29 protein-coding genes and 1 tRNA gene are annotated in these 26,855 nt (G+C 64.8%); 19 read left to right on the top strand and 11 right to left on the bottom strand.

Annotated elements, in window-relative coordinates; genetic code table 11:
* Positions 1-414: 414 nt before the first annotated feature.
* Positions 415-843: a response regulator gene (locus ACFDR6_RS07550; protein WP_375847805.1), complete on the bottom strand. Its 429-nt coding sequence runs from the start codon at positions 841-843 to the stop codon at positions 415-417.
* A 486-nt stretch (positions 844-1,329) separates the two neighbouring features.
* Here ACFDR6_RS07550 and ACFDR6_RS07545 point away from each other — a divergent pair, with 486 nt between their 5' ends.
* The 4 genes from ACFDR6_RS07545 to ACFDR6_RS07530 all read left to right on the top strand — a co-directional run bounded on the left by ACFDR6_RS07545 (position 1,330) and on the right by ACFDR6_RS07530 (position 3,814).
* Positions 1,330-2,040, top strand: a complete 711-nt coding sequence (locus ACFDR6_RS07545; protein WP_375857927.1) for a Crp/Fnr family transcriptional regulator — start codon at positions 1,330-1,332, stop codon at positions 2,038-2,040.
* A 198-nt stretch (positions 2,041-2,238) separates the two neighbouring features.
* Positions 2,239-2,937, top strand: coding sequence for a Crp/Fnr family transcriptional regulator (locus ACFDR6_RS07540; RefSeq protein ID WP_375857896.1), 699 nt, complete (start codon positions 2,239-2,241; stop codon positions 2,935-2,937).
* Between the two features lie 153 nt (positions 2,938-3,090).
* Positions 3,091-3,465: an Hpt domain-containing protein gene (locus tag ACFDR6_RS07535; protein WP_375857895.1), complete on the top strand. Its 375-nt coding sequence runs from the start codon at positions 3,091-3,093 to the stop codon at positions 3,463-3,465.
* A gap of 100 nt (positions 3,466-3,565) precedes the next feature.
* Positions 3,566-3,814: a hypothetical protein gene (locus tag ACFDR6_RS07530; RefSeq protein WP_212081929.1), complete on the top strand. Its 249-nt coding sequence runs from the start codon at positions 3,566-3,568 to the stop codon at positions 3,812-3,814.
* Between the two features lie 71 nt (positions 3,815-3,885).
* Here ACFDR6_RS07530 and ACFDR6_RS07525 read toward each other — a convergent pair whose 3' ends face one another.
* Entirely contained in the window at positions 3,886-4,509 is a 624-nt protein-coding gene (locus ACFDR6_RS07525) for a helix-turn-helix domain-containing protein (RefSeq protein ID WP_212081931.1), read from the bottom strand.
* Positions 4,510-4,844: 335 nt separating this feature from the next.
* Between ACFDR6_RS07525 and ACFDR6_RS07520 the strand changes: the two genes are divergently transcribed.
* Entirely contained in the window at positions 4,845-6,008 is a 1,164-nt protein-coding gene (locus tag ACFDR6_RS07520) for a hypothetical protein (protein ID WP_375857894.1), read from the top strand.
* A gap of 626 nt (positions 6,009-6,634) precedes the next feature.
* The gene (locus tag ACFDR6_RS07515) at positions 6,635-7,849 is read left to right on the top strand and encodes an EAL domain-containing response regulator (protein WP_212081935.1); all 1,215 of its coding nucleotides are present in this window, start codon (positions 6,635-6,637) and stop codon (positions 7,847-7,849) included.
* Between the two features lie 9 nt (positions 7,850-7,858).
* Here the strand turns inward: ACFDR6_RS07515 and ACFDR6_RS07510 are convergent, their stop codons facing one another.
* The 5 genes from ACFDR6_RS07510 to ACFDR6_RS07490 all read right to left on the bottom strand — a co-directional run bounded on the left by ACFDR6_RS07510 (position 7,859) and on the right by ACFDR6_RS07490 (position 12,637).
* On the bottom strand, positions 7,859-8,719 hold the full coding sequence (locus ACFDR6_RS07510) for a DMT family transporter (RefSeq protein WP_375857893.1): 861 nt from the start codon (positions 8,717-8,719) through the stop codon (positions 7,859-7,861).
* 106 nt (positions 8,720-8,825) lie between these two features.
* The gene (locus ACFDR6_RS07505; RefSeq protein ID WP_375857892.1) at positions 8,826-9,422 is read right to left on the bottom strand and encodes a GDYXXLXY domain-containing protein; all 597 of its coding nucleotides are present in this window, start codon (positions 9,420-9,422) and stop codon (positions 8,826-8,828) included.
* On the bottom strand, positions 9,419-10,690 hold the full coding sequence (locus tag ACFDR6_RS07500; RefSeq protein WP_375857891.1) for a DUF2157 domain-containing protein: 1,272 nt from the start codon (positions 10,688-10,690) through the stop codon (positions 9,419-9,421). Before ACFDR6_RS07500 ends, ACFDR6_RS07505 begins: the two co-directional genes overlap by 4 nt.
* Before the next feature lie 280 nt (positions 10,691-10,970).
* Entirely contained in the window at positions 10,971-11,486 is a 516-nt protein-coding gene (locus ACFDR6_RS07495) for a nuclear transport factor 2 family protein (RefSeq protein WP_375857890.1), read from the bottom strand.
* A gap of 89 nt (positions 11,487-11,575) precedes the next feature.
* Positions 11,576-12,637 (bottom strand): aldo/keto reductase, encoded by a 1,062-nt coding sequence (locus ACFDR6_RS07490; RefSeq protein WP_375857889.1) that lies wholly within the window; start codon positions 12,635-12,637, stop codon positions 11,576-11,578.
* 92 nt (positions 12,638-12,729) lie between these two features.
* On the opposite strand from ACFDR6_RS07490, the gene ACFDR6_RS07485 reads away from it, so the two are divergent.
* From ACFDR6_RS07485 to ACFDR6_RS07440, 10 genes are all read left to right on the top strand, one after another.
* Entirely contained in the window at positions 12,730-13,632 is a 903-nt protein-coding gene (locus ACFDR6_RS07485) for a LysR family transcriptional regulator (RefSeq protein ID WP_375857888.1), read from the top strand.
* Positions 13,633-13,820: 188 nt separating this feature from the next.
* A complete protein-coding gene (locus tag ACFDR6_RS07480) occupies positions 13,821-14,183 on the top strand; it encodes a MarR family winged helix-turn-helix transcriptional regulator (protein ID WP_317241912.1) in 363 nt (120 codons plus the stop codon).
* Positions 14,184-14,258: 75 nt separating this feature from the next.
* On the top strand, positions 14,259-14,768 hold the full coding sequence (locus tag ACFDR6_RS07475) for a (2Fe-2S)-binding protein (protein WP_375857887.1): 510 nt from the start codon (positions 14,259-14,261) through the stop codon (positions 14,766-14,768).
* Complete coding sequence (locus ACFDR6_RS07470; protein ID WP_375857886.1) at positions 14,765-15,751, top strand: FAD binding domain-containing protein; 987 nt, start codon at positions 14,765-14,767, stop codon at positions 15,749-15,751. Before ACFDR6_RS07475 ends, ACFDR6_RS07470 begins: the two co-directional genes overlap by 4 nt.
* Positions 15,752-15,792: 41 nt before the next feature.
* Complete coding sequence (locus tag ACFDR6_RS07465) at positions 15,793-18,066, top strand: xanthine dehydrogenase family protein molybdopterin-binding subunit (RefSeq protein ID WP_375857926.1); 2,274 nt, start codon at positions 15,793-15,795, stop codon at positions 18,064-18,066.
* Between the two features lie 519 nt (positions 18,067-18,585).
* Entirely contained in the window at positions 18,586-18,870 is a 285-nt protein-coding gene (locus tag ACFDR6_RS07460) for a hypothetical protein (RefSeq protein ID WP_375857885.1), read from the top strand.
* Between the two features lie 31 nt (positions 18,871-18,901).
* Entirely contained in the window at positions 18,902-19,078 is a 177-nt protein-coding gene (locus tag ACFDR6_RS07455; RefSeq protein ID WP_375857884.1) for a hypothetical protein, read from the top strand.
* A gap of 1 nt (position 19,079) precedes the next feature.
* On the top strand, positions 19,080-19,955 hold the full coding sequence (locus tag ACFDR6_RS07450; RefSeq protein WP_375857883.1) for a TIR domain-containing protein: 876 nt from the start codon (positions 19,080-19,082) through the stop codon (positions 19,953-19,955).
* Positions 19,955-20,362: a Rap1a/Tai family immunity protein gene (locus ACFDR6_RS07445; RefSeq protein WP_375857882.1), complete on the top strand. Its 408-nt coding sequence runs from the start codon at positions 19,955-19,957 to the stop codon at positions 20,360-20,362. Before ACFDR6_RS07450 ends, ACFDR6_RS07445 begins: the two co-directional genes overlap by 1 nt.
* Entirely contained in the window at positions 20,347-21,111 is a 765-nt protein-coding gene (locus ACFDR6_RS07440; protein ID WP_375857881.1) for an AbiU2 domain-containing protein, read from the top strand. Before ACFDR6_RS07445 ends, ACFDR6_RS07440 begins: the two co-directional genes overlap by 16 nt.
* 536 nt (positions 21,112-21,647) lie before the next feature.
* Here ACFDR6_RS07440 and ACFDR6_RS07435 read toward each other — a convergent pair.
* The 3 genes from ACFDR6_RS07435 to ACFDR6_RS07425 form a co-directional block, all read right to left on the bottom strand.
* Positions 21,648-21,770 (bottom strand): hypothetical protein, encoded by a 123-nt coding sequence (locus ACFDR6_RS07435; RefSeq protein ID WP_375857880.1) that lies wholly within the window; start codon positions 21,768-21,770, stop codon positions 21,648-21,650.
* Positions 21,771-21,858: 88 nt separating this feature from the next.
* Positions 21,859-21,948, bottom strand: a tRNA-Ser gene (locus ACFDR6_RS07430).
* Between the two features lie 717 nt (positions 21,949-22,665).
* Complete coding sequence (locus ACFDR6_RS07425; RefSeq protein WP_375857879.1) at positions 22,666-23,799, bottom strand: ROK family protein; 1,134 nt, start codon at positions 23,797-23,799, stop codon at positions 22,666-22,668.
* A gap of 321 nt (positions 23,800-24,120) precedes the next feature.
* Here ACFDR6_RS07425 and rplU point away from each other — a divergent pair, with 321 nt between their 5' ends.
* From rplU to ACFDR6_RS07410, 3 genes are all read left to right on the top strand, one after another.
* On the top strand, positions 24,121-24,507 hold the full coding sequence (rplU, locus tag ACFDR6_RS07420) for a 50S ribosomal protein L21 (RefSeq protein ID WP_212081963.1): 387 nt from the start codon (positions 24,121-24,123) through the stop codon (positions 24,505-24,507).
* Positions 24,508-24,610: 103 nt separating this feature from the next.
* Positions 24,611-24,880, top strand: coding sequence for a 50S ribosomal protein L27 (gene rpmA, locus ACFDR6_RS07415; protein WP_011083253.1), 270 nt, complete (start codon positions 24,611-24,613; stop codon positions 24,878-24,880).
* 148 nt (positions 24,881-25,028) lie between these two features.
* A complete protein-coding gene (locus ACFDR6_RS07410; protein ID WP_212081965.1) occupies positions 25,029-25,622 on the top strand; it encodes a GNAT family N-acetyltransferase in 594 nt (197 codons plus the stop codon).
* A 171-nt stretch (positions 25,623-25,793) separates the two neighbouring features.
* Here the strand turns inward: ACFDR6_RS07410 and ACFDR6_RS07405 are convergent, their stop codons facing one another.
* The gene (locus ACFDR6_RS07405; RefSeq protein ID WP_375857878.1) at positions 25,794-26,708 is read right to left on the bottom strand and encodes a DMT family transporter; all 915 of its coding nucleotides are present in this window, start codon (positions 26,706-26,708) and stop codon (positions 25,794-25,796) included.
* Positions 26,709-26,855 lie beyond the last annotated feature (147 nt).

The following is a 26,855-nucleotide window of genomic DNA, read 5'->3' as shown; positions in this document are numbered from 1 at the left end:
GCTACGCCTTACTGAGCTGGACTTCGACGCCTGGGCCGCGCTTGGAATTGACGGAAGCCCTTTTCGATCGTTAGACATCCCCTTTCACGGTCCCGTTAATTTCATCCTCCGTGCTAATACGGATATTGAAGAGAAGTTTGCCGTTCGGCTGCATGCGGGGAGGCCTTTCGGCAAAACCGTCATCGCGCCGCGGCGGCGAGAGGCGTCAGGTAAACGCGCCGACAACGGCGCGGCGGGATGCACGCGAAAGTCCTGCTCCTGTAGGACGATAGGCACGGCCTGCGCAGGATTGAACGACGCCGTCCGCAATCGGGGGCGCCCTCGCGGCCGTCGTTTCGCGTCTGGCGAGATCCGCAGAAGTTCGCGCTTTCGGTAAACGAACAGTTACCCCGCGGCCGCCGCGGCCGCGCGGCGCTAACCCAGTCGCGCGGCCGACGCAATGTCGCGGTGCTCCGCCAGGCAATCGTTGATGGCGGCGAGCAGCGCGTGCGGCGTGAACGGCTTGCGCAGACAGCGTGCGGCCCCAAGCTCCAGCGCCATCCGGAGGAAGTCGGGTGCGGGCGAATTCAGATTGGCGAAGGCGTAGCCGGACATCGCGATCAACGGAATGACGGGCGCCCGCTCGTGGAATATCCGGATCGATTCGAACCCGCGCATGTGCGGCATGAAGATGTCGATGATCATCAGATCGAACTGTTCGTGTTCGAGGGCCCGCAGTCCGGCTTCACCTCCCTCTGCGATCGTGACGCGAAGATTGTTGCGCTGGAGATAGATCTCGATGGCCATGCACACCATCGGATCGTCATCGACAACGAGAATATGGTGCAGGCCGTCTCGTCCCATTTGAGCGTCCCGTTCTGGCAATTCAATCATGGGGCCGTGGCGCACGCCTTTCTCCTCTGGGTTCGATCGAGAAATGAATGGTCGTCAATGTCGTTTGCGGCGCCGGGAAAACGAAGACCATGGACGCGACATCTGCGGCCAGGTGGCGCCTTGATCTGGAGCAAAGTCGGATGACTGTGAGCACTCGTCCGATGCAAGTGGATGCCCGTGGCGACCGGCGTCCGATCGCAGCACGGATGCAGTGCTTCCGGCTCATGAAGGGCCCCCTCGCCGCTTTTCCTGCGCCCCTTGCAGGACAGGCGCGCAGGCTCCGGAGCGAATCAGCGCGTCACTCCTATTTCCGCCGCAAATGCCCTGGGCTGTCTGCCCTCTAACGGGTATATGGACATCTCCACAACCGTTACGATACATTTTTTCCCGCCGCGCAACTGGGTGACGAACGAGCGCGGCGCAACCGGAATATCGAGACGCGCCAGATTGACCCGCATGACCGCGAGCGGCCACCTGCCCAATCAGTTGCTGCAAATGCTCGATGCGGCAGATTTGGATCTGCTGCGTCCACATCTCACGACGGTGGAAATGGTCAGGGAGACTGTCTTGGGCGAGGCAGGCGCCGCGCTGAAGTATGTCTACTTTCCACACGACGGCTCCGTTTCGATGACGGTCGGCCTGTCCGACGGACAGATGATCGAGATTGCGATGCTGGGTCGCGACAGCGTCGTGGGCGGCGGCGCAGGGCTTGCCGACGGCATCATGCCGGCGGACGCTGTCGTGCTGTTTCCCGGCACTGCTGCAACGCTGGAAATAGCGGCTTTCCGGGCCGTCGCGGCCGCAAGCGCGCCGTTTCGCAGCCTGATGGTCCGCCATGAACAGGTCCTGCTCGCGCATGCCCAGCAGTCCTTGCTCTGCAACACGCTGCATCCCGTCGAGGCGCGGCTGGCGCGCTGGTTGTTGCGTGCGCGCGACCTGTCGGACAGCGAGATTGTTCCGCTGACGCAGGAAGCCCTGGCGCAGATGATGGGGGTACGGCGCAACGCCATTTCGCTGGTCGCACATGAGCTTCAGCGGGCCGGCATCATTCATTACAGACGCGGCCGGATCGAAATCGTCGACTTGCGGGCGCTGGAAGCGACCTCCTGCGTCTGCAATTCGGCAGTGAAGGCCCACCATATGCGCCTGATGGGTCCCCCGCGGTGACGAGAACTCCACGCGCTCCGACTGCACGCCGACGTATACACATGCAAATGGGACGATCGTCCGACGCGGCGGATCGGACAACTTGTCCCAATTGCCAATATATCCCGACGGGAGAATGATCGAACTTACTCGCCCAAGGAGCGGTTTCACCTACCGCGCCCTGCTTGCGCCAGAAGAAGGGAGGCAGCTTTGGAGTCGATGGGGCGCCCGCCCAACGGTTTCCTGTCGGCACTGCCGGCGGACGAATATGAATTGATCCGCCCGCACCTGCGAACAGTTGACCTGCCCCATGACGCGGTGCTGGTCGAGACCGGGGAGACGCTGAAGCGCGCTTATTTTCCTCACCGCGGCGTCATCTCGCTGGTGGTGAAACTCGCCAAGGGCGAGCATGTGCAGGTCGCCATGATCGGCCGCGACAGCCTGCTCGGGGCGCTCTCGACCATGGGCGATGCATGCGCGTTGAACACCGCCATCGTGCTGGTGCCGGGCCTTGCGTCGGTGATGGATCTCGACCGGCTGCGGATCGCCGCCAACCAGAGCATCACCCTGCGCACGCTGCTGACGCGCCACGGGCTGGCGGTTTACGCGCAGGTCCAGCAGACCGCGGGCTGCAACGCCGCCCATCCGGTGGAGGCACGGCTGTCGCGCTGCCTGTTGCACACTCATGACCTGTCGGGCGACTACCGGCTGCTGCTGACGCAGGAGGCCATGGCGCAGATGATCGGAGCGCGGCGCAACAGCGTGTCGCTGGTCGCCAATACATTGCAACAGGCCAATTTCATTCATTACAGCCGCGGGCACATCCAGATCGTCAACCTCGACGGCCTGCGCCAGACGGCGTGCGAATGCTACGCCATCGTGAAGGCCCAGTACGACCGACTGCTCGGCACGCGCTGACCGTGGCTCGCATGGTGAACCGCCGGCTAATGCCGGCCTGCAAACACCTCATAACCTGCTACTGGAACTGAAATTCATATGCCGTAGACACGGGCGTGCGCCCGCGCCGTGACGTGCCGCGCGATAGCGATCCGTGATCAAGGCAAGGCCAAGTTGGAAGTCACCGTCTTACCCGCGCAGAAGGCGTTCGATGCCGAACCCGCGCGTGAGCCGCACGCCTACGAAGCGCTGGTGCGCGAGATCGGCGAAGACGGCGCTTGTGAAGTGCGCGACGTGTTCTGGAGCGAGAGCTGCGCGCGCCTCCAGCTATTCCGCACGCTCTCGCCCGCCCGGCACCACGCCAGGATCGCGCGCGAAGCGCATTCGCTGAAGAGCGCGGCAGCGACGTTCGGCTATGTCAGGCTCGCGGCGCTGGCGCTCATGCTCGAGAAGTCCGCAGAGCGGCTCGGCGATGTCGAATTCCGCGATCTGCTGGACCTGATGGATGCCGCCTATGCCGCCGCGCGCGCACAGGAGCCGTCGCGCTAACCACTCGGGCGTGCATTCCCGCCGTACTTCTACGGCGTGCGATTTTTAGAGATGGCTAATCATAGATGGTGATAGTCGCGGAAAACCAGGAGGGTTTTCCATGTTCACCTACGAGACCGCGGACCAGAAAGAGGTTCGTCGCTTCCGCATCGCGCAGTTCAACGGCCGGATGGCGACGGTAAGGGCTGGCGAGTCGACGGTGACCGGCTTCGTGCGTTCGGTGCTGGAGCAGGAATCGAGCATGCCTCCCCGCTGGATCATCACCATCATCCCGAACGCACCGAAGGAAGAGATCAAGCCGCTGCGTCCCGTCTCGCGCGCGCGTCCCTTCGCCGAAGACTATTTCTGAGCGCGATCGGGTTCGAGAGGTCTCTCCCGGCCTTTGTCCGCACCGCCTGGCGGCGATGCAACACGCCAGTCTCAGTCGATTGAATGCAGCAGTGCCGCACGGACGAGATCCGCGGTGTTGCGCGCACCGAGCTTGCGCATCGCCTCGGCGCGATGGCTCTCGAACGTGCGCGGGCTGATCTGCATCCGAAGCGCGCCCTGCTTGTTCGAGTAGCCTTCGCTGATCAGCCTCAGCACCTCGCGCTCGCGCTTGGTCAGCCGCTTCTGGCCCGACGGGCCGAGAAGTTCGGCGCCCGGCGGGCGCTGGGCTTGCTGTGCACGGCCGACCTTCGATTCCAGGTGCTCGACGCTGGATGGGATCGGCAAACCGCCCGTGCCGGGACCGGCAAGCTGCTTGACCAGGCCGCAAACCCGCTCGGTCTGGACCAGCGCGTTCTCGACCACCCGCTGCAGATAGGCTCGATCGCCGGTCACCGGCGCGAGTTGATCGCTGTGATGCTTGATCTCGCCCATGTAGAGCAGCAGCGCCGTCAGGGGGCCGTTGAGCTCCCGGGCGATGGCAGCGGCCATTTCGTCGGCCGCCTTGGCCCGCGCGGCGCCCAGGCGGACGAAATCGAGCTCTTCAGTCGGAGCAGCGCTGCTTTCGTACCATTCCGACGGCCGCGAATCGGTGGCCGTATCATTCTGTGACCCCATGTCACTCATTTAGCGGAACCGGGGACGGTCTGTGGTTAACTTTCTGCTCCGTAAGACTACGGTTATTTCGGCGGTTTTGCGCTAAAATGGCGACGTCGGCACAATTTGTGCTGGCGGCGTCCGGCATTCGGTCCCGCAGGGGTTGAGTTTCCTGCCGAGGTCTTGGGCAAACGGCCCGAAAACTCCTTAACCGCCGCTTTGGCCCGGAGGCCGCCCCCCGGTTTTTACGGAATAATTAACGGCGGCTTGCTTCTCTTGGGAGGTTGAGAGCGCGCAAATGCCTCCACGCATTGGGCCCGCATGCCTGCGGGACACGCTGCGAAAGATTGCGTGCCATGGACGAGATCGATCGGCTGTCGGAATTCCTGCAGAGGCTGACGCCGCTGTCGCGCAGCTGTCTGCTCAGTGAGCTGGAGCGGCTCGAGCTGTGCGGCATCGACATGCCGGGCTCGGCCGACGTCCTGTCCCGCTTGCGCGCCGAGTTTCGCAAGGACGGCTCGACCCAGGCGCGCGCCACCAGTCCTTCGCGCTATTTCTTCGCGCCGCTCGAGCTGTTCCTGATCGACGGCGCGCCCGAGCACGCCAATATGGGGCGGATCTCGCGCAACACCCTCACTCCGATCTGGGAGTGGATCTGCCGCGACCTGTTGCCGACCATGGCGCGCGACTACATCAAGGCGATCGGCGACCAGGTAGCCGCCAACAATCCGAAGGAAGTCCTGAAGATCGCGTCGACCTTCCAGATCAAGGTCGTCAAGGTCCTCGAGAGCACCTTCGCTTCGGCGGAGAGCACCGAATTCGCGCGCGCCAAGCTCGCGCAGTACACGGCCTCGCGCAGCGCCTTCGACGACGTCAGGAAGATGCAGCACGTGCTGCGCGCCGGCGATGCGCTGCCGAAATTCAACGGAAAACTGCCGGAAAAAATCTCAAGGTTCGACGACGGCCAGGTTACCCAGGTCACCGCGCAGCTCGACGCCTTCAAGAAGGCTCACCCCGAGGCACTGCACTTCGCGCTGACGCTGGTGGCAAGGCGCCTGGCGACGCCCTGGCAATTGGTACGCCTCGCCACCAAGTCCGCGGCGAGCAAGAGCCCCGCCGACGTCGCCGCCGCGCCCTATGCCTGCGTCGTTCCCATGGTGCTCGACCGGCTCGACGACAAGCGCCTCGCGCTTCGCATCGCGCTCCGGCATAACCGCGTGCTGGTCGCCCGCGACCTGCTCACCGAGGTCTACGATACCGAATATGCGCTCAAGGTGCGCATCGACGGGATCGAAAACTGCGAATGGGGAATCCGACTCCAGCAACTGATGGACGCGATCGCGGCGCTGGTCTCCGCCGAGGTGAGCCGCTTTCCTTCCAATGTCGGCCACATTCTCGGATCGCGCCGGCTGCGCAGCCACGACACGCTCGGCGGCAAGCTGACTTATCTGGCCTGGAAGGGGCGCGACGCGATGCAAGACGGCGCGGCCGCGTTTCGCAAATTGATCGGGCAGACCTGATATCGCGCGGCGCGCTTCAATGTGCGCGCGGCAGGCACAGGAAGCGATCGAGAAATCGCCCTGACATCACGGTTCTGAACCACCAATACATCAACCGCCGCGTCGTCATTGTCGCAATCCTCGCCAGCCCACCACCGGCTGAGCCGAGCAATAGCGCAAGTGCAGCAATACACGTGTGATGCGTTTCACATTCGCGCCCGCGGGGCCGGCCGCGTTGTCGCAGAACCGCCGCGAGCGAAGGCGGCGCATGCGCGCATGGCGGGAAAAGACGACGCGGTCCCGTTCACCGTCGCCGAACACTCGCCGCGCACCCCGAAAAAACCACTGATCGTAATCCTCTGATCATCTGCCGTTGCTTCGAAAGGACACACAATCGTATCGCCCGCCCCCGCCGGTCGGCGAGCCCCTCGCCTCTTGCATCGCAAGAGAGGAATTTCGTGTGCGCTGGCAGTCGTTGCGCGTGCGGTGCTCGAGTATGCAAATTCTTTTCGAACAGACTGTCGAAGATTTAGCTCGAATTGCAGGGTTTAACGTTACTCAGATAATTCAAGAACGATGTGAAGCTCTCCTTATTTGGACCCACGCTCGCCGTTTAAGAAACCGTCACGGAACGGGAGTGGTATACGATGAACGATGGGATGGTTGAGCTCGTCGGACGGAGGCCTGTGACCTTCGGACGACGTAAGGTAACGCCGCGCGCCTGCGTGGCCGACAGCAAGCGGCATCTGCGCGCCTTTCTCAGCGAGGTGCTGGAGGATCTCGGCTTCGTCACCAGCGAATGCGCCAGCGCGGACGAGCTGCAGACCGTGCTCGCCACCGACTTGCCGGACCTGATCCTGCTCGGCGTCGCCACCGACGGCATCGAGCCGGGGAGATTCCTCGAAATATTGGTGCGCGAGGCCTTTGCCGGCAAGGTTCTGGCGGTGGGCGCCCGCGAGTCGATCATCGTCAAAGCCGTGCGGCAGGTCGGCGAGGAATATGGTCTTGCCATGCTGCCGCCGCTGACCACGCCCTTTGCCGCGGAGACGCTGCGCGAGCGCGTCGCCATGTTACTGCCGGAGGAGCCGGCGCCGAGCCCGGCCGTGCATGTCGGCGAGGCCCTGCATGCCGGCTGGCTCGAGCTCTGGTACCAGCCCAAGATCGACGCGCGCACGCTGGTCCGCAGCGGTGCCGAGGCGCTGGTGCGGATGCGGCATCCGACCTGGGGCGTGGTGCCGCCGGCCTACTTCATTCCGGAGCCGCACGATCCGCATCTGCGCGACCTGTCGGAGTTCGTGATCGAGCGCGCCATGCAGGACTGGCACTACCTGCTGGAGCAACAAAGCCCGGTCGACCTGTCGATTAATCTTCCCGCGTCCTATCTCACTGAGCCGCAGGCGGTGCGCGATCTTTGCCGCAGCGTGCCGACGCATCCGGCCTTCGGCGGGCTGACGGTCGAGATCGACAGCGACGAGGCGATCCGCGATCTCGATAACCTCACCGAAGTCGCGCGCGAAATCGGCCTGCACAATATCGGCCTGTCGATCGACAATCTCGGCACCAACTGGCCGGCGCTGATGGGCCTGGACAAGATTCCCTTCGTCAAGCTGAAGGCGGACCGGCAGTTCGTGACCGGCAGCGGCAACGACCGGCTCAAGCGCACGGTGTGCCGCCACATCGTCGAGCTCGCGCAGGGCCATGGCGCGCGCAGCGTGGCCCAGGGGGTCGAGAGCCGCTCCGATCTCGTTGCGGCCAACGAGCTCGGCTTCGACCTCGTGCAGGGCTTTCTGTTCGGCAAGCCGATGCCGCTGAAGAAGTTCGCACGGAGCGCGCTGACGCGGACGGTGATGGGACAGGCGTGAGGCGAAGGCTCACGCAAACCGGCGCGCGAAGAACACGCAGGCAACCACGAGCGCGGTCGCGGCGATCATGCTCCAGGCGACCGGCTCGTGCAGCAACAGGCCCGCGAGCGCGAGACCGAAGAACGGCTGGAGCTGTTGCAACTGGCCGACGCGCGCGATGCCGCCGATCGCAAGGCCCCGGTACCAGAAGATGAAGCCGACGAACATGCTGAAGATCGAGACGTAAGCGAGCCCGATCCAGGCGGGCACGCTGACGCCGCTCCAGCTGGACGGCCAGGTCCATAGCGCGAGCGGCACCATCAGCGGCAGCGCGAGCAGGAGCGCCCAGGAAATCACCTGCCAGCCGCCGAGCCGGCGCGACAACGCGGCGCCTTCGGCATAGCCGAGCCCGCACAGCACGATGGCGACGACCATCAGGAGATCGCCGGTGAGCGAGGCCGATCCGCCGCCGGACAGGGCGAAGCCGGCCACCGTGGCGCTGCCGAGACAAGCGAACAGCCAGAACAGCGGCTGCGGCCGCTCGCCGCCGCGCAGCACGGCGAAGATCGCCGTCGACAGCGGCAAGAGGCCGATGAAGACGATCGAATGCGCCGACGTGATGTGCTGGAGCGCGAGCGCGGTCAGCAGCGGGAAGCCGACCACGACGCCGATTGCGACGATGGTGAGGGAGGCGAGATCCTTTCGCTGCGGCCGCGCCTGCCGGAGCAGGCCGAGCACGGCCACGGCGATCAGTGCCGCAATGACCGCGCGCGCCGACGTCAGGAACAGCGCCGAGAAGCCGCCGACCGCGACGCGTGTCGCCGGCAACGAGCCGCTGAAGATGATGACGCCGAGAAGCCCGTTGCCCCAGCCGCTGCCCGCAGATTGCATGTCGGTCCCATTTTTCGAGTCGCGACATTGGGGCTTCCGCGACGACGAGACCAGTCACAATTTCACAATCCGGCAAGACCGCAGGCGGCGCCGGAATGATTGCCCGTCAATACAGCGGTTCCTCGTACACCGGCTCGCCGTCGAGCAGCAGCCGCTTGATGGCGGCGCGGCCCGAGGGCAGCACGGCAGCCACGATGCGGACCTTCTGCTGGTTGTGGGCCTGCTCCAGCTTCCGGCCCTCGCCTTCCGGCACGAAATAGCTTTCGAGACCGTATTTGATCGTGAGCTTGTCGCAGAAGGTGCGGACATTCGATCCGCAGGAATAGCTGACGCGGCCGCGGATCAGCAATTCGGGCGCCGTGACCGGCACAGGCTCGGCATGCACCGAGACGGCGGCGTAAAGGCCGTCGGCATTGGGCGCGAGCTTGACGAACACGAATGGCTTGCGCGTGTCAGCCGGCTTGCCGGCGAGCGCCCCCGCCGGCACTTCCGAGATGTCGTAGCGCAGCACGACATAGTCGCCGCGCAGGAGATCGCGCGGATCGACCGGCTGCGTCTGCAAGGTCACCTCACGGCCTTCGCGCAGGATCTGCACGCGGTCGGCGACCATCAGGACCAGCAGCACGCCTTGAATGAGGACAGCGACGCCGAACAGCACGGCTTTCGGAATGCGTTGCCAGAGTCCAGTGATAGTGCCGATCATCGTTCAGCCCTCGGCAGCATGCGATTGAGCGCGGTTGCAAAGACCACGGCAATGATTCCGGCCCCCGCAAGGAACGCCGAGCGGCCGAGCAGCGAGCCCTTCACCGCCCAGGTGATGCCGGCGATGACGCCGGCGATCCCGAGCCAGCCGGCAACGATCCGCGGACGCACCTCGTCGAGCACACCGGAGACGACGAGGCACAGCATGGCGCACAGCAGCGCGGCGTAAGCGAACCAGGGCTCGCCAGCCGTCGAGACCGGCCAGATCGGTGCGGCGATCAGCACGAGCCCGATCGCACAGGCTGCAAGGATTTCACCTGCGCGCTTCGTGAGCATGCCGGAGACGAGGGCGAGGATCACCCCAGCAACCCCGCACAGGATCGCCCAAATCGGCTGGGCGGACACCGGGCTGGCCCGAAAGCGGATGATGTCGTCAACCGTCGTCACTTCGAGGAAAGCGACACCGGCCAGCGCAAACGCGCCGTAGGTCGACAGAACGGTCCCAAGCTGGCGCGCCCTCGGCGAGGGCATCGCTGCGATCGCAAGCCCGGCGCCGAACAACAAGGCGGCCCCGTCCGCGAGCACGAAGGACGGCTGGGCGCCCTCGAACTCGAAGCGAAGCGACGTCGCGATCCACCATGGCAGCACCGCGAGCGCGACGAGGTGGGCCGCGACGCGGGAGTTCCATGCGAAGGCGAGGCCGGCGGCGATGAGCCAGACCACCAGATACGGAAGATGCAAGACGTCGGGCGCGTCGTGGATTCGCATGCAAGTCCAGATGCTGGCGGCGACGAGGCCGACCGCGAGCGCCCCGCGCGCGCCGGTCAACAATGCGGCGACGAACGCACCGATCGACCACAGCAGCATGCCACCGGCAAAATCCTCGCCGAGATGGTACATCTGGCCGACCAGTGCGATGCCCGCGCCGAAGATGATCGCACCGATGCTGGCGCAGAGATCGGCAAGAACGTCGCGGCCCCGCGCAGCGAACCAGGCGCCGAGGCTGCCCGTGACGACCATGCCGGCCAGCAGGATCGCGAACCGCATCAGCCGCGCGATCTCCGTCCAGTGCGCGGCGACGAAGGCGAGGAAGGCGGCCGCGATCAGCAAGCCGCCGACGATGCCGACGACCACGGCAATGTTGATGCCCGCAGGCAGCGGCGGCAGCGCATGGCGGATCGCGACGGCCGCCGCCGGCGCAATCACGCCGTCGGCCTCCCATCGCGCAAGATCAGCTTCGAGGCGCTGCCGGTAGGTTTTATCGAACATCGTCGTGGGATCACCTGGTGCCCGCCGGATGGCGGGACCTTGCTAGGTCGGATCGTGCGCGACGTGGGTTCAAGCAGGCGGGTGGGCCGCGGGCTTTCCGAGGGCCCGGATGACAATAATGGTGAAAACAACCCCATGCACAGTAGGCGAGGCCCGCGATATCAAGGACTTACGGGAGGCAGGAATCGGACCTCTGCAAGTCGTCGATCCCCCGCGCGTCCAGCCCCACGGCACCTTCGACATGGAGCGGCCGCATCGCCGCTCATGCCGGCAGCCGGCGCTATTGCGCCGGCAAGGGAATGCGCCGCAGGATGTCGTCGTAGGGTGCGAGGTCGAGATAGGCCGTCACCTCCGCCGCCTTGCCGTCCTGCATGCGCATGATCCACGCATAGCTGTTCGCGTAAGGCTTGCCGTCGCGCGCCACGCCGCGGCCTTCCCAATGCGCGATGATGTGGTCGCCATCGGCGAAGAGCCTCACGCTCGTCGGACGCACGGGCGTCGACAGCCGGCTCGCGAACGGGCGCACCGCACGATCCACGAACACGTCGCGCCCCCGGAACTCGCCGGCGCTTGGTCCGGATCCCCTGATCCGCCAGACCGCGTCGTCGTGCAGCAGGTCGTTGAAGAACGTCGTTCCTCCCGCCGCCCAGCGGTCGAACGCATCGGAGACGATCCGCTTGTTGTCGTCCTGCACGGAGTTGGCCTGTCCGCAGGGCGCTGCCGTCGTCAGGGTGGATGCCGTCACGATGACTGCGTAGATGCACGACGCAAGTGCGCGATTGAACATGGTTGCCATTGGTGTCTCCCTTTCTGGTGCAAAATGTCGTCTGCCCCGAAGTGATGCACGCGCGGTCGGCCAGACATCGCCGACTTGTTGTTCAGGATCTATCCGCGCCGGGCGACGGTCGCGCCGCCAAAGATGAGCTGCTCGACCATCGGACGGCGCAGGAAGCGGCCGGGAAAGATCGGCTCGGGCGCGGTGGCCCGGTCGAGACGCGCCATCTGGTCAGGCGACAGCGATATCCCGACCGCGCCGAAATTGTCTTCCGCCTGGCCCAGCGTGCGAGCCCCGATCACCGGCGAGGTGACTGCGGGATTGGCCAGCGTCCACGCGAGTGCCACCTGCGACGACGTCGCGCCGAGCTCGGCGGCGATGGTTCGCACCATCTCGGCGGCTTCGAGCGATCGCTCGTTGAGAAGGCCGGACGAAGCGATGATCGAGGCCCGCGTCGTTCCGACGGCCCGTTCCTGGGAATCCCTGAGGTCGGCCCGCGTGTACTTGCCCGTCAGCACGCCGCCGCCGAGGGGTGACCAGGGCAGCACGCCCAGGTCGAGCGCGGTTGCCAACGGAATGAGTTCATGTTCGACCGTGCGCTCGACCAGATTATATTCGATCTGCAGGGCGACGAAGGGCGACCAGCCGCGCAGATCTGCCAGCGTCTGGAGCTGCGCGATGCGCCAGGCCGGCGTGTTGCAGATGCCGACATACTGGACCTTGCCGCTGCGCACGAGATCGTCCAGCCCGCGCATCACTTCATCCGGCTGCGTCGTCGCATCCCAGCCGTGGAGGTAGAGCAGGTCGATGCGGTCGGTGTCGAGCTGCCGCAGGCTCTGCTCCACCGAACGCATCATGTTGAGGCGGTGATTACCGCCTGAGTTGGGATTGCCGGGATCGCGCGCCATCGTGAACTTGGTTGCGAGCACGAGACGATCGCGCTTGTCCCGGGCGAACTGACCGACGAGGCGCTCGGACGCGCCGTTGGTGTAGTTCACCGCCGTGTCGATGAAATTGCCTCCGCGGTCGACGTACAGGTCGAAGATCCGCCGTGCCTCGCCGGGAGCGGCGCCCCATCCCCACTCGGTTCCAAAGGTCATCGTGCCCAGCGCGAGCGGCGAGACGCGCAAACCGGAGCGGCCAAGCAGGCGGTATTGATCAAGTGCTGTCATCATTGCCTCCATCGGATGGCCAGGAGATAGAGCTCAGCGACAAATAAGATAAGTTGGCCAATGATGACCAAGGTGGTAAGCTTTTCTAACCAATGACTGCCGACCTCAATCTCGTCGCCGTTTTCATCGCGGTCGCGGACGTCAAGAGCTTCCGTGGCGCCGCCGATCGGTTAGGGGTGACGCGATCTGCCGTGAGCCAGGCTATCAGGCGCATGGAAGACCGGATGGGCGTGGCCCTGGTCCAGCGAACGACGCGCAGCGTCAGCCTCACCGAAGCAGGCCTTCGCTTCCATCAGCGCGTGGCGCCGGCGCTGGCCGAAGTCGAACAGGCGATCAATGGCGCCCGCGACCGTGACGCACAGCCGACCGGGCAGCTGCGTCTCGCGGTGTCGTCGATCGCCGAGCGATTCATTTGCGGCCCGTTGCTTGCCGATTTCACACAGGCCAATCCCGGCGTTCAGATCGACGTCACCGTGACCGACGAGGAATTCGACATCGTGGCCGAGGGCTACGACGCCGGCGTCCGGCTCGGCGAAGTGATCGAGCAGGACATGATCGCCGTGCCGGTCTCAGCCGAGCAGCGCCAGCTCGTCGTGGCAGCTCCCGCCTATCTGGAGCGGTTTGGGGCCCCCGCTCACCCGAGCGAACTTTCGCAGCATTGCTGCATCGGCTGGCGGCCGTCGCCGCACGTGGCCCCCTACCGCTGGGAATTTGCCGAGGACGGGCGCGAGTTCGACGTCGCGGTGGAGCCAAGGATCACGACGAACGACATGTGGGTGATGGTGCGCACCGCCTGCGCGGGCGGCGGCCTGACGTTCGGCATGGAGGACACGTTCCGGCCCTATATCGAGCGAGGAGAATTGGTGCCCGTGCTGGAGGAATACTGTCCGTTCTTCCGCGGCTTCTTCCTCTACTTCCCCGACCGGCGGAATCTTCCGCCGAAGCTGCGGGTGTTGATTGACCACGTGCGTTATCGGCCGAGCGGGAAGGGTTAGCGTCTGAAGGATGTATCGCCGAGGTTCTGCCGGGGCGCTCCCCCCCTGCAGCGACAAACCCTTGTTTGGTGTATCGATCTCTGGCCCCGAACTGCCGAACATGTTTTGCTGCGGCCATGCCTGAACCAACCCGAGACCAAGTCGAGCAACTGACGCGCGCGTTCGAACGTTTCACGCGCCGGTTCAAGGTGGCCGAGGCGGTCGCTGCGGCCGACAACGCGCTCAACGCGCTCGATGCCCAGACCCTGATGTTCATCGCCGAACATCCCGGTTGCGGCATGGGCGATGTCGCGCGCTATCTCAATGTCGCGATGACGACGATGTCCTCTGCCGTCGATCGGCTGGTGAAGAAAGACCTGATCGAGCGTCGCCGGCCGGAGGACAATCGCCGCGCGGTCGCCCTGAGCGCGAACCAAAAGGGGCGCCAGGTGGTTGACGAGCAGATCGAAGGCTACCGGCAGGCTTGCCGGACCATGCTCCGGGCGCTGGAGACATCCGAGCAGGACGAATTGATCCGTTTGACCGAAAAAATTGCCGACAACGAAACTTGAATAGTACGAAATTCGTATTAATCTTGGTGATGGCTGCCGGAGCTTGAGAAGTTCGGCCCAGAGATGGAGGCGTCCATGGCTATCGTCGTCAACGGCATCGCACATCCTCCGCCCGACGATCCCAGGATTTCCCTGCTCGACCTGCTCCGGGAGCGTCTCGGCCTGACCGGGACCAAGCTCGGCTGCAACCAGGGCGGCTGCGGCGCGTGCACCGTCATCATCGACGGCGAGCGGGTGCTGTCGTGCCTGACGTTGGCCGTTCAGGCCGACGGCTGCGAGGTGCGCACCATCGAGGGTCTCGCCCCTCAAGACGGAGAGCTGCATCCGCTGCAGCATGCCTTCATCGAGCACGACGGCTTCCAGTGCGGTTATTGCACGCCGGGCCAGATCTGCTCGGCGATCGCCATGATCGAGGAATTGCGGCGCGGCGATCCCAGCTACGTCACGGCCGATCTCGCCGAAGGCCCGACGGGCGAGCGGCGCCACGAGATCCGCGAGCGCATGAGCGGCAATCTGTGCCGCTGCGGCGCTCACAACGGAATCATCGACGCCATCGAGACGCTGATGGACGGAGAAGCGGCATGAGAACCTTCGCCTATCAGCGCGCTGCCGATCAGGCTGCGGCCCTGTCCGCCGCGGCCGCGGCACCCGTCCGCTACCTCGGTGGCGGCACCAATCTCGTCGATCTAATGCGACAGAATATCGAGGCGCCCCAGGCGCTGGTCGATGTCTCGCGCCTGCCGGCGGAGATCATCGAACTGCCTGATGGAGGCCTCAAGATCGGCGCGTCGGTACGCAACAGCGCGCTGGCTGCGCATCCCGCCGTGCGTGCGCGCTATCCGATGCTGTCGCGCGCGCTGCTGGCCGGAGCCTCTGCGCAGATCCGCAACATGGCGACGGTCGGGGGCAACATCCTTCAGCGTACGCGGTGCGCCTATTTCTACGATGCGGCGGGCTCGCACTGTAACAAGCGCGAGCAGCATGCCGGCTGCGACGCCATCGGCGGCTTCAACCGCTATCACGCGATCCTCGGCGCATCGCCGCATTGTATCGCGACCCATCCATCGGACATGTGCGTCGCGCTTGCGGCACTCGATGCGACGGTTCATCTCGCCCGTGATGGAGGCGAGCGCAGCGTGCCCCTGACCGATTTCCATCGCTTGCCGGGCGAGACGCCTGAGATCGAGACGATCCTGCATCCCGGCGAACTGATCACCGCGATCGAGCTCACGCCAGGCCCGGCGGCCGCGCATTCCACCTATCGCAAGGTGCGCGATCGTTCGAGCTACGCCTTCGCGCTGATATCGGTCGCAGCCGGCGTGGATGTCGCCGACGGAAAGATTGGGGATGTGCGGATCGCGCTCGGCGGCGTCGCCGCCAAGCCGTGGCGCGCGCGGCAGGCCGAGAAAATGCTGCTGGGCGAGGCGCCGACGCCGGATCGCTGTCGTGCAGCGGCCGATGCCGAACTGGCGGCCGCCAGCCCATTCGACGGCAATGCCTTCAAGGTCGAACTCGCGAAGCGGACCATCGTGGCCGTGCTCGCCCAGCTGACGGGAGCGGACGCATGAGCAAGCTGCAGAATGCGATCGTCGGCGGTGTGCGCGCCGCGATGGGGTACGTTCCCGGCAGCTGGTTGCCGGGCGGCACGCCGGATCCGCTGATCGACAAGCGCGTCAACCTCGGGACGCAGCAGTCGCGCGTCGACGGCCCCGAGAAGGTCAAGGGCGCCGCGCGCTTCGCGGCGGAAGTCCCCATGGAAGGGCTGCTCTATGCGGCATTCGTCCACTCCACGATTGCGCGCGGGCGCATTGCCGAGCTCGACGTCGCAGCCGCCGAGGCGGCGGACGGCGTGGCGCTGGTGATGACCCACCGCAATGCTCCGAAAATGGCGCCGCCGCCGCCGCTCGGCCTGACGAATCTGAAAGCCGCCGGCAACAACATCCTGCCGGTGATGCAGGACGCGGAGATCCGCTGGAACGGCCAGACAGTGGCCGTCGTGCTCGCAGAGACGCAGGAGCAGGCGAACTTCGCCGCGTCGCTGGTCGTCGTCCGCTATGAAGCGGTCGCTGCGCGAACGGAGTTCGAGGCCGGCAAGGCGAATGCCCGCACGCCGGATTCGTTGATGATCGAGCGTAACCGGCTGAAGAAGGGCGATTCGGAAACCGCATTCAGGGCAGCAGCCGCGGTCATAGACGTCGTCTATCGCACGCCCTGGGAAACTCACAGCCCCATGGAGCCTCATGCCGCAACCATCCGTTGGGACGGTGACCGGTTGATCGTGCATGACGCCACGCAGATGTTGAACGGCACGGCCGGGTCGCTGGCGAAGGTGTTCGACATCAAGGATACGCAGGTCTTCATCAGCTCGCCCTTCGTCGGCGGCGGCTTTGGCGGCAAGGCACTGTGGGATCATCAGATCCTCGGCGCCGCGGCCGCGAAACTCGCGCAGCGGCCGGTCCGGCTGGTGCTGTCGCGGGCCAGCATGCAGCGTCTTGTCGGCGGCCGTTCGCAGACCGAGCAACGCGTGGCGCTCGCGGCCGACCGCGACGGCCGGCTGCTGGCGATTCTTCATCACGGCTATTCGGTCAAGCCGGCGCACAGCGTGACCGACGAGGCGTTCACGCTGACCAGCCGATCGCTCTACGCCGCCCGAAGCTTCGACATCGTGCAGCACGCCATCGACTTGGATCTGCTCGCCAACACGTTCATGCGCGCGCCGGGCGAGGCGCCCGGGACGTTCGCGATCGAGAGTGCGATGGACGAGCTGGCGCATGAACTTCAGATCGACCCGATCGAGCTGCGGCGCCGCAATATCGGTCACGCCGATCCGGTCAGCGGTGCGCCGCATTCGCAGAGCGACCTGATGCTGGCCTACGAGCTCGGCGCGAAACGCTTCGGCTGGGAGCGGCGTCTGCCCGCGCCGCGTTCCCGCAAGGAGGGCGAGTGGCTGGTTGGCCTGGGATGCGCCTCAGGCTCGTTTCCCTATGTGCGGATGCCGGGCATGTCGGCCCGGATCACGATCGACGGCGAGGGTCGCGCGACCGTGGCGAGTGCCGCGCACGAGATGGGCATGGGCACGGCAACCGTGCAGCGGCAGCACGCCGCCGATCGCCTCGGACTACCGCTCGACAGCGTCACCGTTCGGATCGGCGACACCAGCCTGCCGTTCGGCAGCTTTGCGGGCGGTTCGTCGCAAACGGCGTCGCTTGGCGCAGCGATCAACGCGGCGAGCACGAAGCTCGCCGGCGAACTGCTGCGCCTGGCCGGCAACGACACGCCGCTGGCCGGCCTGCGGGCGAACGAGATCGAATTCGCCGATGCAGGCTTGCGCAAGATCGGCGATCCGTTGCGACATGAAAGCTTCGCATCGATCCTCAAGCGGGCGGCGCGCAACGACATCAGCGTCGTCGGCGAAAGCTCGGCGCCGCTGGAGGTGCTGAAATTCTCGATGCACAGCCGGTCCGCGATCTTCTGCGAATTGCGCGTCAGCGAGGTGACGGGGGAAGTGCGCGTCGACCGTCTCGTCGGGGCGTTCGATTGCGGTCGCATCCTCAATCCGAAGACGGCGGCCAGCCAGTTTCGCGGCGGCATGATCATGGGAATAGGCATGGCGCTGACGGAAGAGACCCTGCTCGATGAGCGCAGCGGTCGGATCATCAGTGCGTCCATCGCGGACTATCACATCCCGGCCCATCTCGACGTGCCCGACATCGACGTGCTGTGGACCGATATTCCCGATCCCCGCACGCCGATGGGCGCGCGCGGCATCGGCGAGATCGGCATCGCCGGCGTGGCTGCGGCGATCGCGAATGCCGCGTTCAACGCCACCGGCAAGCGCATCCGCGATCTGCCCCTGACGCCGGACAAGCTGTTGCTGGATTGAGCCGGCAACGGCTTCAAAGAGCTCGCTGCTAATCGGCAATTTCAATTTGACTGGCGGAGAGGGAGGGATTCCGACCGACCGCCACGGATGGGCGAAAAAGCCGCCAAAACGAGGCATTCTTAAAAAGGTCGGCGGAGGTTTGCGACCACCGTTGTGTACCACTTGGGCGAACGATTCTGTCTTTCAAGCTCGGCCGATTTCAGGGCGTTTAGGGCCTGCCCGACCTCTTCGCCCCATTACCTTCTTTTAGCCCCCCGCGCCTCAAGCATGCGACGAGCTTCTGGCCTCGCCGTCAACCTGGTCAATGAGGGCGGAGTACCCTCGATCATTCGGGCCGAAAACCGGCTAGTGGTCCTGAGCCTTAGGCAACGCTTTGGCAGGCCAAAAACGTGGACTTAACCTACTGAATTCGAGTCATTTCTCGATGGATAGTCCAGCTTCCCGGACATGGAAGTCTGGACTCCCGGAACCGGGATCGCCACCATTCCAGCTGCGATTCGCTCAACCACAGGCACCCGCATGGCCGACGAGGACTCGGAATACGCGACTTGGCTGCCCGTCATCGGACGGTCGCTGGCACGGCTGGCCATGTCCAAGGCGGCCGAGAGCGACCGCGACAAGTTCCGGGACGTGCTGGCTCGCGTCGACTTCCTGGAATCGCTCGGACTGCCAACTAAGGATTCGGCCGAGGCGGCCGGATCGACGCTGGCGTCGGTGAACGAACTCAAGCGCCTCCGGAGAAACAAAGGTGGCAAGAAGGCCGGCAAAAGGAGCGCCAAAAAAGCGCGCGGCTCCCGCCGCTGAGGCGGAGGCCCAACCGCAGGGAACGACGGCGATGGACAAGATCGCCGGACTGCTTGCGCTCATGTACGTCAAGGACGTCGACGACAAGGAGGCCGCCGCGCTGAAGCTAGACGCGATCGGCTTCACCTCCCGCCAGATCGCGGCCCTGCTGGATGTCGGCCCCAACTACGTCAATGTCGCGCGCCAGCGCCGCAACGGACGGCGGTAGCTTGGCACGCATCAATCAAGATCTGATAGCTCGCCTCGCCGCCCATCTCGGGATCTCCGACAGGGCCGTCTACCCGCACATCCAGCGCGTGGCCAACGAGACTGGCCTGGAGCGCAACCTCGCCGCGATCTTGCTGGGCATGCGCGAGAACCTGAACGTCAACCGCTTCTCCACGCCTGACCAGCGCAACGCTGTCAGCGGATTCCTGGGTGCCGGCGGTGGTCAGCGGCGTCGCGAACCCGCAGCGCCTCCACCGGCAGCTGCTGCGCCGGCACGGAAGTCGGTCGCGAAGAAGTCGAAGCGCCGCACCACCGGCAAGACGGTCTTCGTCGTGCATGGCCGCGACATGACACTGCGCGATTCCATGTTCGCGTTCTTGCGAGCCATCGGTCTCGAGCCTCTGGAATGGGAGCAGGCGATCCGCCGTGCCCGCCGTGGCGCCAACCCCTTCGTCGGCGACGTCATCGACGAGGTCATGGACCAGGCCCAGGCGGTGCTCGTGCTGTTCTCGCCGGACGACCTTGTGCAGCTCAAGGACCAGTTCGTCAGTCGCGACGAGAAGAATTCTGAGGGCAAGCCCCAGGGCCAGGCCCGGCCGAACGTTCTGTTCGAGGCTGGCCTGGCGATGGGGCGCCACCAGGAGAAGACGGTTCTCGTCGAGGTCGGGAGCGTGAAGCGCTTCTCGGACATCGGAGGGCGGCACATGCTTCGGTTCAACGGCTCGGCCGCCAGCAGGCACGATCTCGTCGGACGCCTCCGCATGCTCCGTTGCGATCTGAACGTCGACGGCCGCCGCGACTGGCTCGAGGTCGGCGACTTCGAGCCGACGCCGGCAAAGAAGGCCAAGAAGAATGCGAAGAAACGGAAGGCCAAGTGATGAGAGTCGCGGCCGCAGCACTTCTGATGTCCCTGTCGACGCCGGCGCTCGCGGTCGAGGTCCCGCCGACGGCGTTCTACTCCGGCAATGACGTCTACGACTGGTGCCGCAACGATCGGCATGCCGCCTTCAGCTACGTGGCTGGTCTTTACGACTCGGCCGCCCACGCCGCCGCGGTAATCGATTCCGGGCGGCACTTTGGCAAGGACATGCCGAACAACGACATCGAGGTCGACTTCGCGATTAACCGCGTCGCCGGCTACTGCAAGCCGGGCCGCGCCACGCTCGAGCAAGTCACCGACGTGTTCTGCGCCTACCTCAAGGACAATCCCGACAAACGCGACGGGCTGCCGGCGATCATGTTCCCGGATGCCCTAAAGAAGGCGTGGCCATGTCCCAAACGGTGACGATGCCACCTCCGCCTATCGAGCACGAAATGGAGATGTTCCGCAGCGAGGAGGAGTCCGCGCAGCAATACTTCTATGGCTACCTTGCGACGCAGCTGGTGCCGTTCAAGAACTCCGACGTGCTCCAGAAGATGCAGGAGACCGCCATGTTCTGGCGGACGACGCGTTACGCGCTGCTGATGTCCGCATTCGTGGTGCTCGGGCGCATCTTCGATCCGGACCCGAAATCGCTGCACACCATCAACACGCTGATGGCGTCCGTCTCCGGAAACATCGGCGTCCTCAGCCGGGCGGGACTGCAGCAGCGCCGCATCGTGCAAGGCATGACGCCGGCCGACGCGGCCGCCTACGCCTCGACCAAATACGACCTCATCGTCTCGGACGTGCGCGCGATGAAGAAGGAAGTCGCGAAGTGGCGCGGGATCTACAAGAAGACCTACCGCGACATCCGGCACAAGGTGTTCGCGCATAAGGGGGTCACCAGCGCCGGCGCCGACGCGCTGATGGCCAAGACGAACATCGACGAGGTGAAGGAGATGCTGGGCTTTCTCCACGCGCTCTACCTGTCGCTCTACAATCTTCATGCAAACGGCATCCCGCCCGACCTGACGCCGAGGGTGTTTGCCATGCCGCCGGTCCCAAACTTCGGAACGCACGCGTCGACGGCCGCCGAGAACATGTTTCGCGAGGCCAGCGACGTGCTGTATGGGATGCTGGATGTCGAGGAGCCACAGGCCCGAAACGATTGAGCCCGCACATTGGCCGGTGTGCGGGCTCCCCTATCAAAGGGTCGTTGCTACGAGATACACGAGGGCCATGGCCACACGTGGATCTATCGAAATGCTCAGGTGCATAGCGACACTCCTTTCTATTTGGAGGGGCTTGGACCAAGCGGTTTCAAGGTTCGGCACCGCGCGATGCCGGTCATTCTTTGTGGCTTGCGGTCACAAGTCGTCCGGGACGAAGCGTTGCTCGGCGTAACGAGATAGGCGTGCTCTTGTCATGGCCGCTGCACCCCGGGGGCGTCACTCCCGGTCGCCCTCAGAAATAGCGCGGTACCGCGTCTTCTGCTTTCATTTGGTTGTGAACATCGGGTGGCGGACCGCGTGAGCACACCGCCGAATCCCCGTCGGTCGATCTTCGCTGCCGCCACTGCAGGAGTGCGCCCGGCTGGTCCGCGTGCGTCCCGGCGGTCTTCCAGTAGAACCTCTCCCGCCAGCGCCACGATCTGCGGATGCGAGAGTTTCGGCGGCGCGCATGACGGCCTCGTCCCAATCCTTGGTTTTCAAGCCGATTTGATCTCGGCCGGCATGCCAAAGCCGCGGTAGCGCGCGGGCGTGCGGCGGCGAGACCAGCAGAACTCCGAACGCGGCTTGACCCACGGCTCGATCATGCGAAAACGGCTCACGGTAATCACCTGCGTGTACCACGGGACTTTTTCAGAAAGCCTTGTTTTTGTAGGTTAAGCCGGAATTTCAGCGGTTTCGGCGAATTCGTGGCGGAGAGGGAGGGATTCGAACCCCCGATAGGCTTGCACCTATGCCGCATTTCGAGTGCGGTGCATTCAACCACTCTGCCACCTCTCCTGAAGGCGCCATGTAGAGGCTCGGCCCCTGTGGTTGGGGGCGTTAATAGGCGAGGATGGCGGGCCAGACAAGGCTGGGAGGGTGAAAATCAGCTCCGTTTTCGGCCGGGCCTGTGGCTCAGCGGCTGGAGCGGGAGGTTTCGGCGGCATTTCGCGCGATTTGTGCCGGGCAACGCGGCGACTGGTACTTGCCGGGCGAGGCGCTGCGCCTCCGAGCCGAATCATCCATGCCATTGGGCGAAGGGGTGCGATGCCGGCGGCTCTCGGAGCGGGCCATTCGTCTCGCGGCCATCCTTCGAGACGCCCGCCTGCGGCGGGCCCTCAGGATGAGGGGCTCGGGTCGTTGCGCGATGGTTTGCTGAAGCGATGGGGTCTGGCTGAGGAGCCCGCTCGCGCGCGCCGTAAAACGGGGTGGGACCGCCAGACGCGGTAAATACTGGCGGTCCCGTGCCGCTCATTGAAACGCTGACCAGGAAGGGCGGCTTCGCAGGCCAGGTGAGGCGACGATTCGACCCTAGCGTGCGGCGGGCGGCCCGCAACGCAATCCGGTCCTTAACCTAACCGGTCAAGGTTACTCGGGCGCCCGCTCCGGTCACACCGGAGGGCATGGCGAGCTGGGGACCGCAACCCCTCACCCGATGGCATCTCTCGATGCCATTCGACCTCTCCCTTCGGGAGAGGTGAACGGCCGCCGCGACCCTCGTTCGGCTTCGCCGCTTCAGTCGCCCTTCTTGCTGTCCTTGTCCTTTTTCTTGCCGTTGTCCGTGGAGTCCTTGTCCTTGCCGTTCTCCTTGCGGCGGTTGGTGAAGCGGGCATTGCCGAGACCGGTGCCGATGGTCAGCACGCCCCAGCGGTCGACGTCCTGCATGAACGGCACTTCGGACAGCCCCTGAACCACGCCGTCATTGTGCATCAGGATCGCGGTGTCATGATCGCCGATCTGCGGAATGCCCTCGAGCAGGCTCGCCGGCAGGTTGAACTTGCTGCTCTCCCAATTGCCGGGAAGATTCTGCGCGCCCTTCTCGATCGAGCCGTCCGCATTGATCACGCCCGGGCAGGCGATGCCGATGAAGGGTGCGAGCTTGTAGCCCTCTTTTTCCGCCTCCGTGATCAGCCCCTTCAGCATCTTGATCAGACGCTTCACCGCGCCTTCGCGCGTCGGCTCGTCGTCGGCATGACGCCACAACTCCGAATTCACGACCTTGGCTTTCGACAGGTCTTTTGCCTTCTTCCAGCCGGTTTCCACCAGGCCGCAGCGGATGTTGGTGCCGCCGATGTCGACGGCCAAGATGCTGTCATGGGCCTCGAAGATCCAGGAGGGCGCCAGATGCAGCGCGCCGACCAGGCCGGCTTCATCCGGATGATGGCGGATCGGCTGCAGGTCGATCTTGAAATCCTCGGATTTCAGGATGATCTCGGTGCGCGCGATCGCGAGCTCGCCGAGCCGAGAATCGCGAAAGCCGCCGCCGACCACGATGCGCTCGGTCTTGGCCCAGGCCTTTGTCTTGAGGAAGCGCCGGGTGACGTAAGCAAGCTCCTGCGCAAAGTCCTCGATGGCGCTGTGCACCACCGCGGAGGCCTCGACGTCGTCGCCGATGAGGATGGCGTCCAGCGTCTTCTTGCTGATGCTCTCCGAGGGCTCCTTGCCGAACGGGTCCTCGCCTGTTTTGCGCAGCGGCTTGCGCCAGCGGTCGAGGATGTCGCGGAAGGCGCCCCTGCTGGCGCGGTCGCCGAGGAAGCCGTCCTCGTCCTTGATCTCGATGTTGAAGCCGTCGACGTCCACCGACGGCAGCCGCTCGGCGCCGTGATGAGCGATGCCCGTCGTCGTCTTGACCAGTTCGTCCGTTGCCATTGAAGAGCCCTTGCCCGCTTGCCTGTTCCGGCCGGACTAACGGGCTGGGAACCGGTTTGTTGCAAAGCCGTCAGAGATTTGGCTGCGGGCCGGAAGACGGGCCAAATCCTTCAAATTCCGGCAGTTTTCCTTGACTTGGCGCGGGCGGCGGCTATAAGTCCCACAGCCGGCGCGGGGCGTTTCTCGCGCCGCTTGTTTTTGCGTGGGTTTTCAATGGGATAACTCCCGCCCGCACAAAACTCGCATAAACCCATAGCGACTGGCAAAAAGCCGGCCCCGACAATCCGTCGCGAGGCCGGGATTGAACACGGAGAAAAAACGATGTTCGCAGTCATCAAAACCGGCGGCAAGCAATACCGCGTCGAGCCGGATGATGTTCTCGAAGTAGGCAAGATCGAAGGCGAAGTCGGCTCGATCATGCAGTTGAATGAAGTCCTGGTGGTCGGCGGCGACACGCCGGTGCTGGGCGTTCCGACGGTCGCAGGCGCCTCCGTTGCGGTCGAGGTGCTCGACCACAAGCGCGGCCCCAAGGTCATCGCGTTCAAGAAGCGCCGCCGCAAGAATTCGCGCCGCAAGCGCGGCTATCGCGACGAGATCACAGTTCTGCGCATCTCCGAGATCCTGACCGACGGCGCCAAGCCCACCAAGGGACCGCGTCCGAAGCGGGAGAAGGTGGCGAAGGAGCCGGCAGCGGAAGCCGCCGAGTAACGCAAAATCGATCACGCCAATTCACGAATTGATGCGTGAGAAATTTTGAAATGATTCCGTCAAGGAATTGATCTAGACATACGCAGGATTTCGGAGACGGGCCATGGCTCACAAAAAAGCAGGCGGTTCATCGCGTAACGGACGCGATTCCAAGGGCAAGCGCCTCGGTATCAAGGCGTTCGGCGGGGAAGTTGTGATTCCCGGCAACATCATTGCGCGTCAGCGCGGCACCACCTGGCACCCCGGCCTTAATGTCGGCATGGGCACGGACCACACTCTGTTCGCCAAGATCGAGGGTCGCGTCACGTTCCAGGCCAAAGCCAACGGCCGCACTTTCGTATCGGTGCTCCCGATCGCAGAGGCTGCTGAATAGACGGTGGATCAAATTGGAGTCCGCCGGTCCCACTGAACCGGCGGAGTCCAGATCATCGAGATCGAAGGCTCCAGGGGAGGCGGGAAACCGGCCTCCCCTTTTCTTTTGACTTGCTCACTTTGACTTAGTGACTTTCACGGAGCCGGACATGTTGCAGGATTTCTCGAGCGTGACCTTGGCCGAGGCGAGACCCAGCGTCGTCGCCACGGAGCGGCTGACCTTGCGGCGGCCGACGCTTGCCGACGTCAGGACCATCGCCCGGCTCGCCAACGACCGCCGCGTCGCGGAAAACACCCGCCGCCTGCCGCATCCCTATTCGCAGGACGACGCCGTCGAATTCGTCCGCGCCACCGCCGCGCTCGGCAGCGAGACCGTGTTCCTGATCGAGCACGACACCGGGCCGGTCGGCATGGTCGGCATCGACTGCTCGAGGCCCGGCGATGCCGAGCTCGGCTATTGGCTCGGCGTCGAGCATTGGGGCCAGGGCTTCGCCACCGAGGCCGCGCGCGGCGCGATCGACTTCTTCTTCGAGGAGTTCGAGGACGAGCATCTTCATGCCGGCGCGCGCGTCACCAACCCGGCCTCGCGCAACGTGCTGGAGAAGTGCGGCTTCCAGTGGAGCGGCGTGCAGCTGCACCGCTTCCTGGCGCTGGGCTCGTCGACGCCGGTCGACTGCTTCCGCCTGTCGCGCGGGGTGTGGGCCTCGCTGAAGAGCTGGAGCAGCGCGCGGCGGGTGAGGTAGGCGAAGGGCGCCGCGACATTCACAACTGTCGTCCCTGCGAACGCAGGGACCCATAACCACAGGGCGGCGTGTGAGGCAAAACTCCCACCCCGAGTCTTCGCAAAACCTCTCCCTGTGGGTATGGGTCCCGGATCTGCGCTTCGCTTGTCCGGGACGACAGCGGGGGTGGGGCTACGCCGGCGGATTCACGTCCGCAGGCTCGCGCCCCAAATCCCGCTCGCGCAGATAGATGTAGAACCCGGCGCCGATGATGATGGCGGCGCCGATCAGCGTCGCCATGGACGGCACGTCGCCGAACACGACGAAGCCGAAGATCACGGCCCAGACGATCATCGAATATTGATAGGGCACCACCACGCTCGCCGGCGCGAGCTTCAGCGACCGGTTGACGCAGAACAACGCCGTGACGGAAACGAGCCCTGCGGCGGCGAAGATCACGAGGCTGCCCGATGTCGGCGGCACCCAGTGAAACGCCGACAGCACCGCACCCAGCGAAAACGTTCCGACGAATTGCGAGGACGCCATCACGATGTCGGGCGTCTTGCGCAGGCTGCGCGTGATCAGCATCAACGTCGCGAATGACAGGCTGCCGCCGAGCGCGATCAGGGCCGGCAGGCTGACGGTCTGCGCCGACGGCCGCAGCGCGATCAAGACGCCGCAGAAGCCGATCAGGATCGCGGTCCAGCGCCGCCAGCCGACCTTCTCGCCCAGGAAGATCGCCGACATCGCGGTGACGAAGATGGGCCCGGCGAGATAATAGGTGATGACGTCGGCCAGCGGCAGGTAAACGGTCGCAAGGAAGAAGGCCGCCACTTCCAGCGTCGAGAGCACGACGCGAACGAATTGCAGGCGCGGCCGCTCCAGATGCAGGAACTGGTGACGCTGCTTCCAGATCAGCGGCGACAGCAGCAGCAGCGCCGCGCAGGCGCGCAGAAACAGGAGCTGTCCCACCGAATAGGTCCCGACCAGGAATTTGCCCATGGCGTCGCCGAACGAGAACATGAAGATCGACAGCACCATGAGCCCGATGCCGGCCAGGCGCGCGGAGCGATCGTCATAGGCGGAGAGAGATTTGAAGAAGGGCATTGATTGCACTGTCGGGGGTCGTCGTTGCGAGCGCAGCGAAGCAATCCAGAATCTTTCCGCGGCGGCAGTCTGGATTGCTTCGCTGTGCTCGCAATGAACGGCGGAGAGAGCGTCAGGAAACCGGCAAATCGAGTCGCTAGCGGCCGT

The organism is Bradyrhizobium tunisiense, from assembly GCF_042263385.1.
Taxonomy (GTDB): domain Bacteria; phylum Pseudomonadota; class Alphaproteobacteria; order Rhizobiales; family Xanthobacteraceae; genus Bradyrhizobium; species Bradyrhizobium tunisiense.
This window is presented reverse-complemented; position numbering and strand designations above follow the sequence as displayed.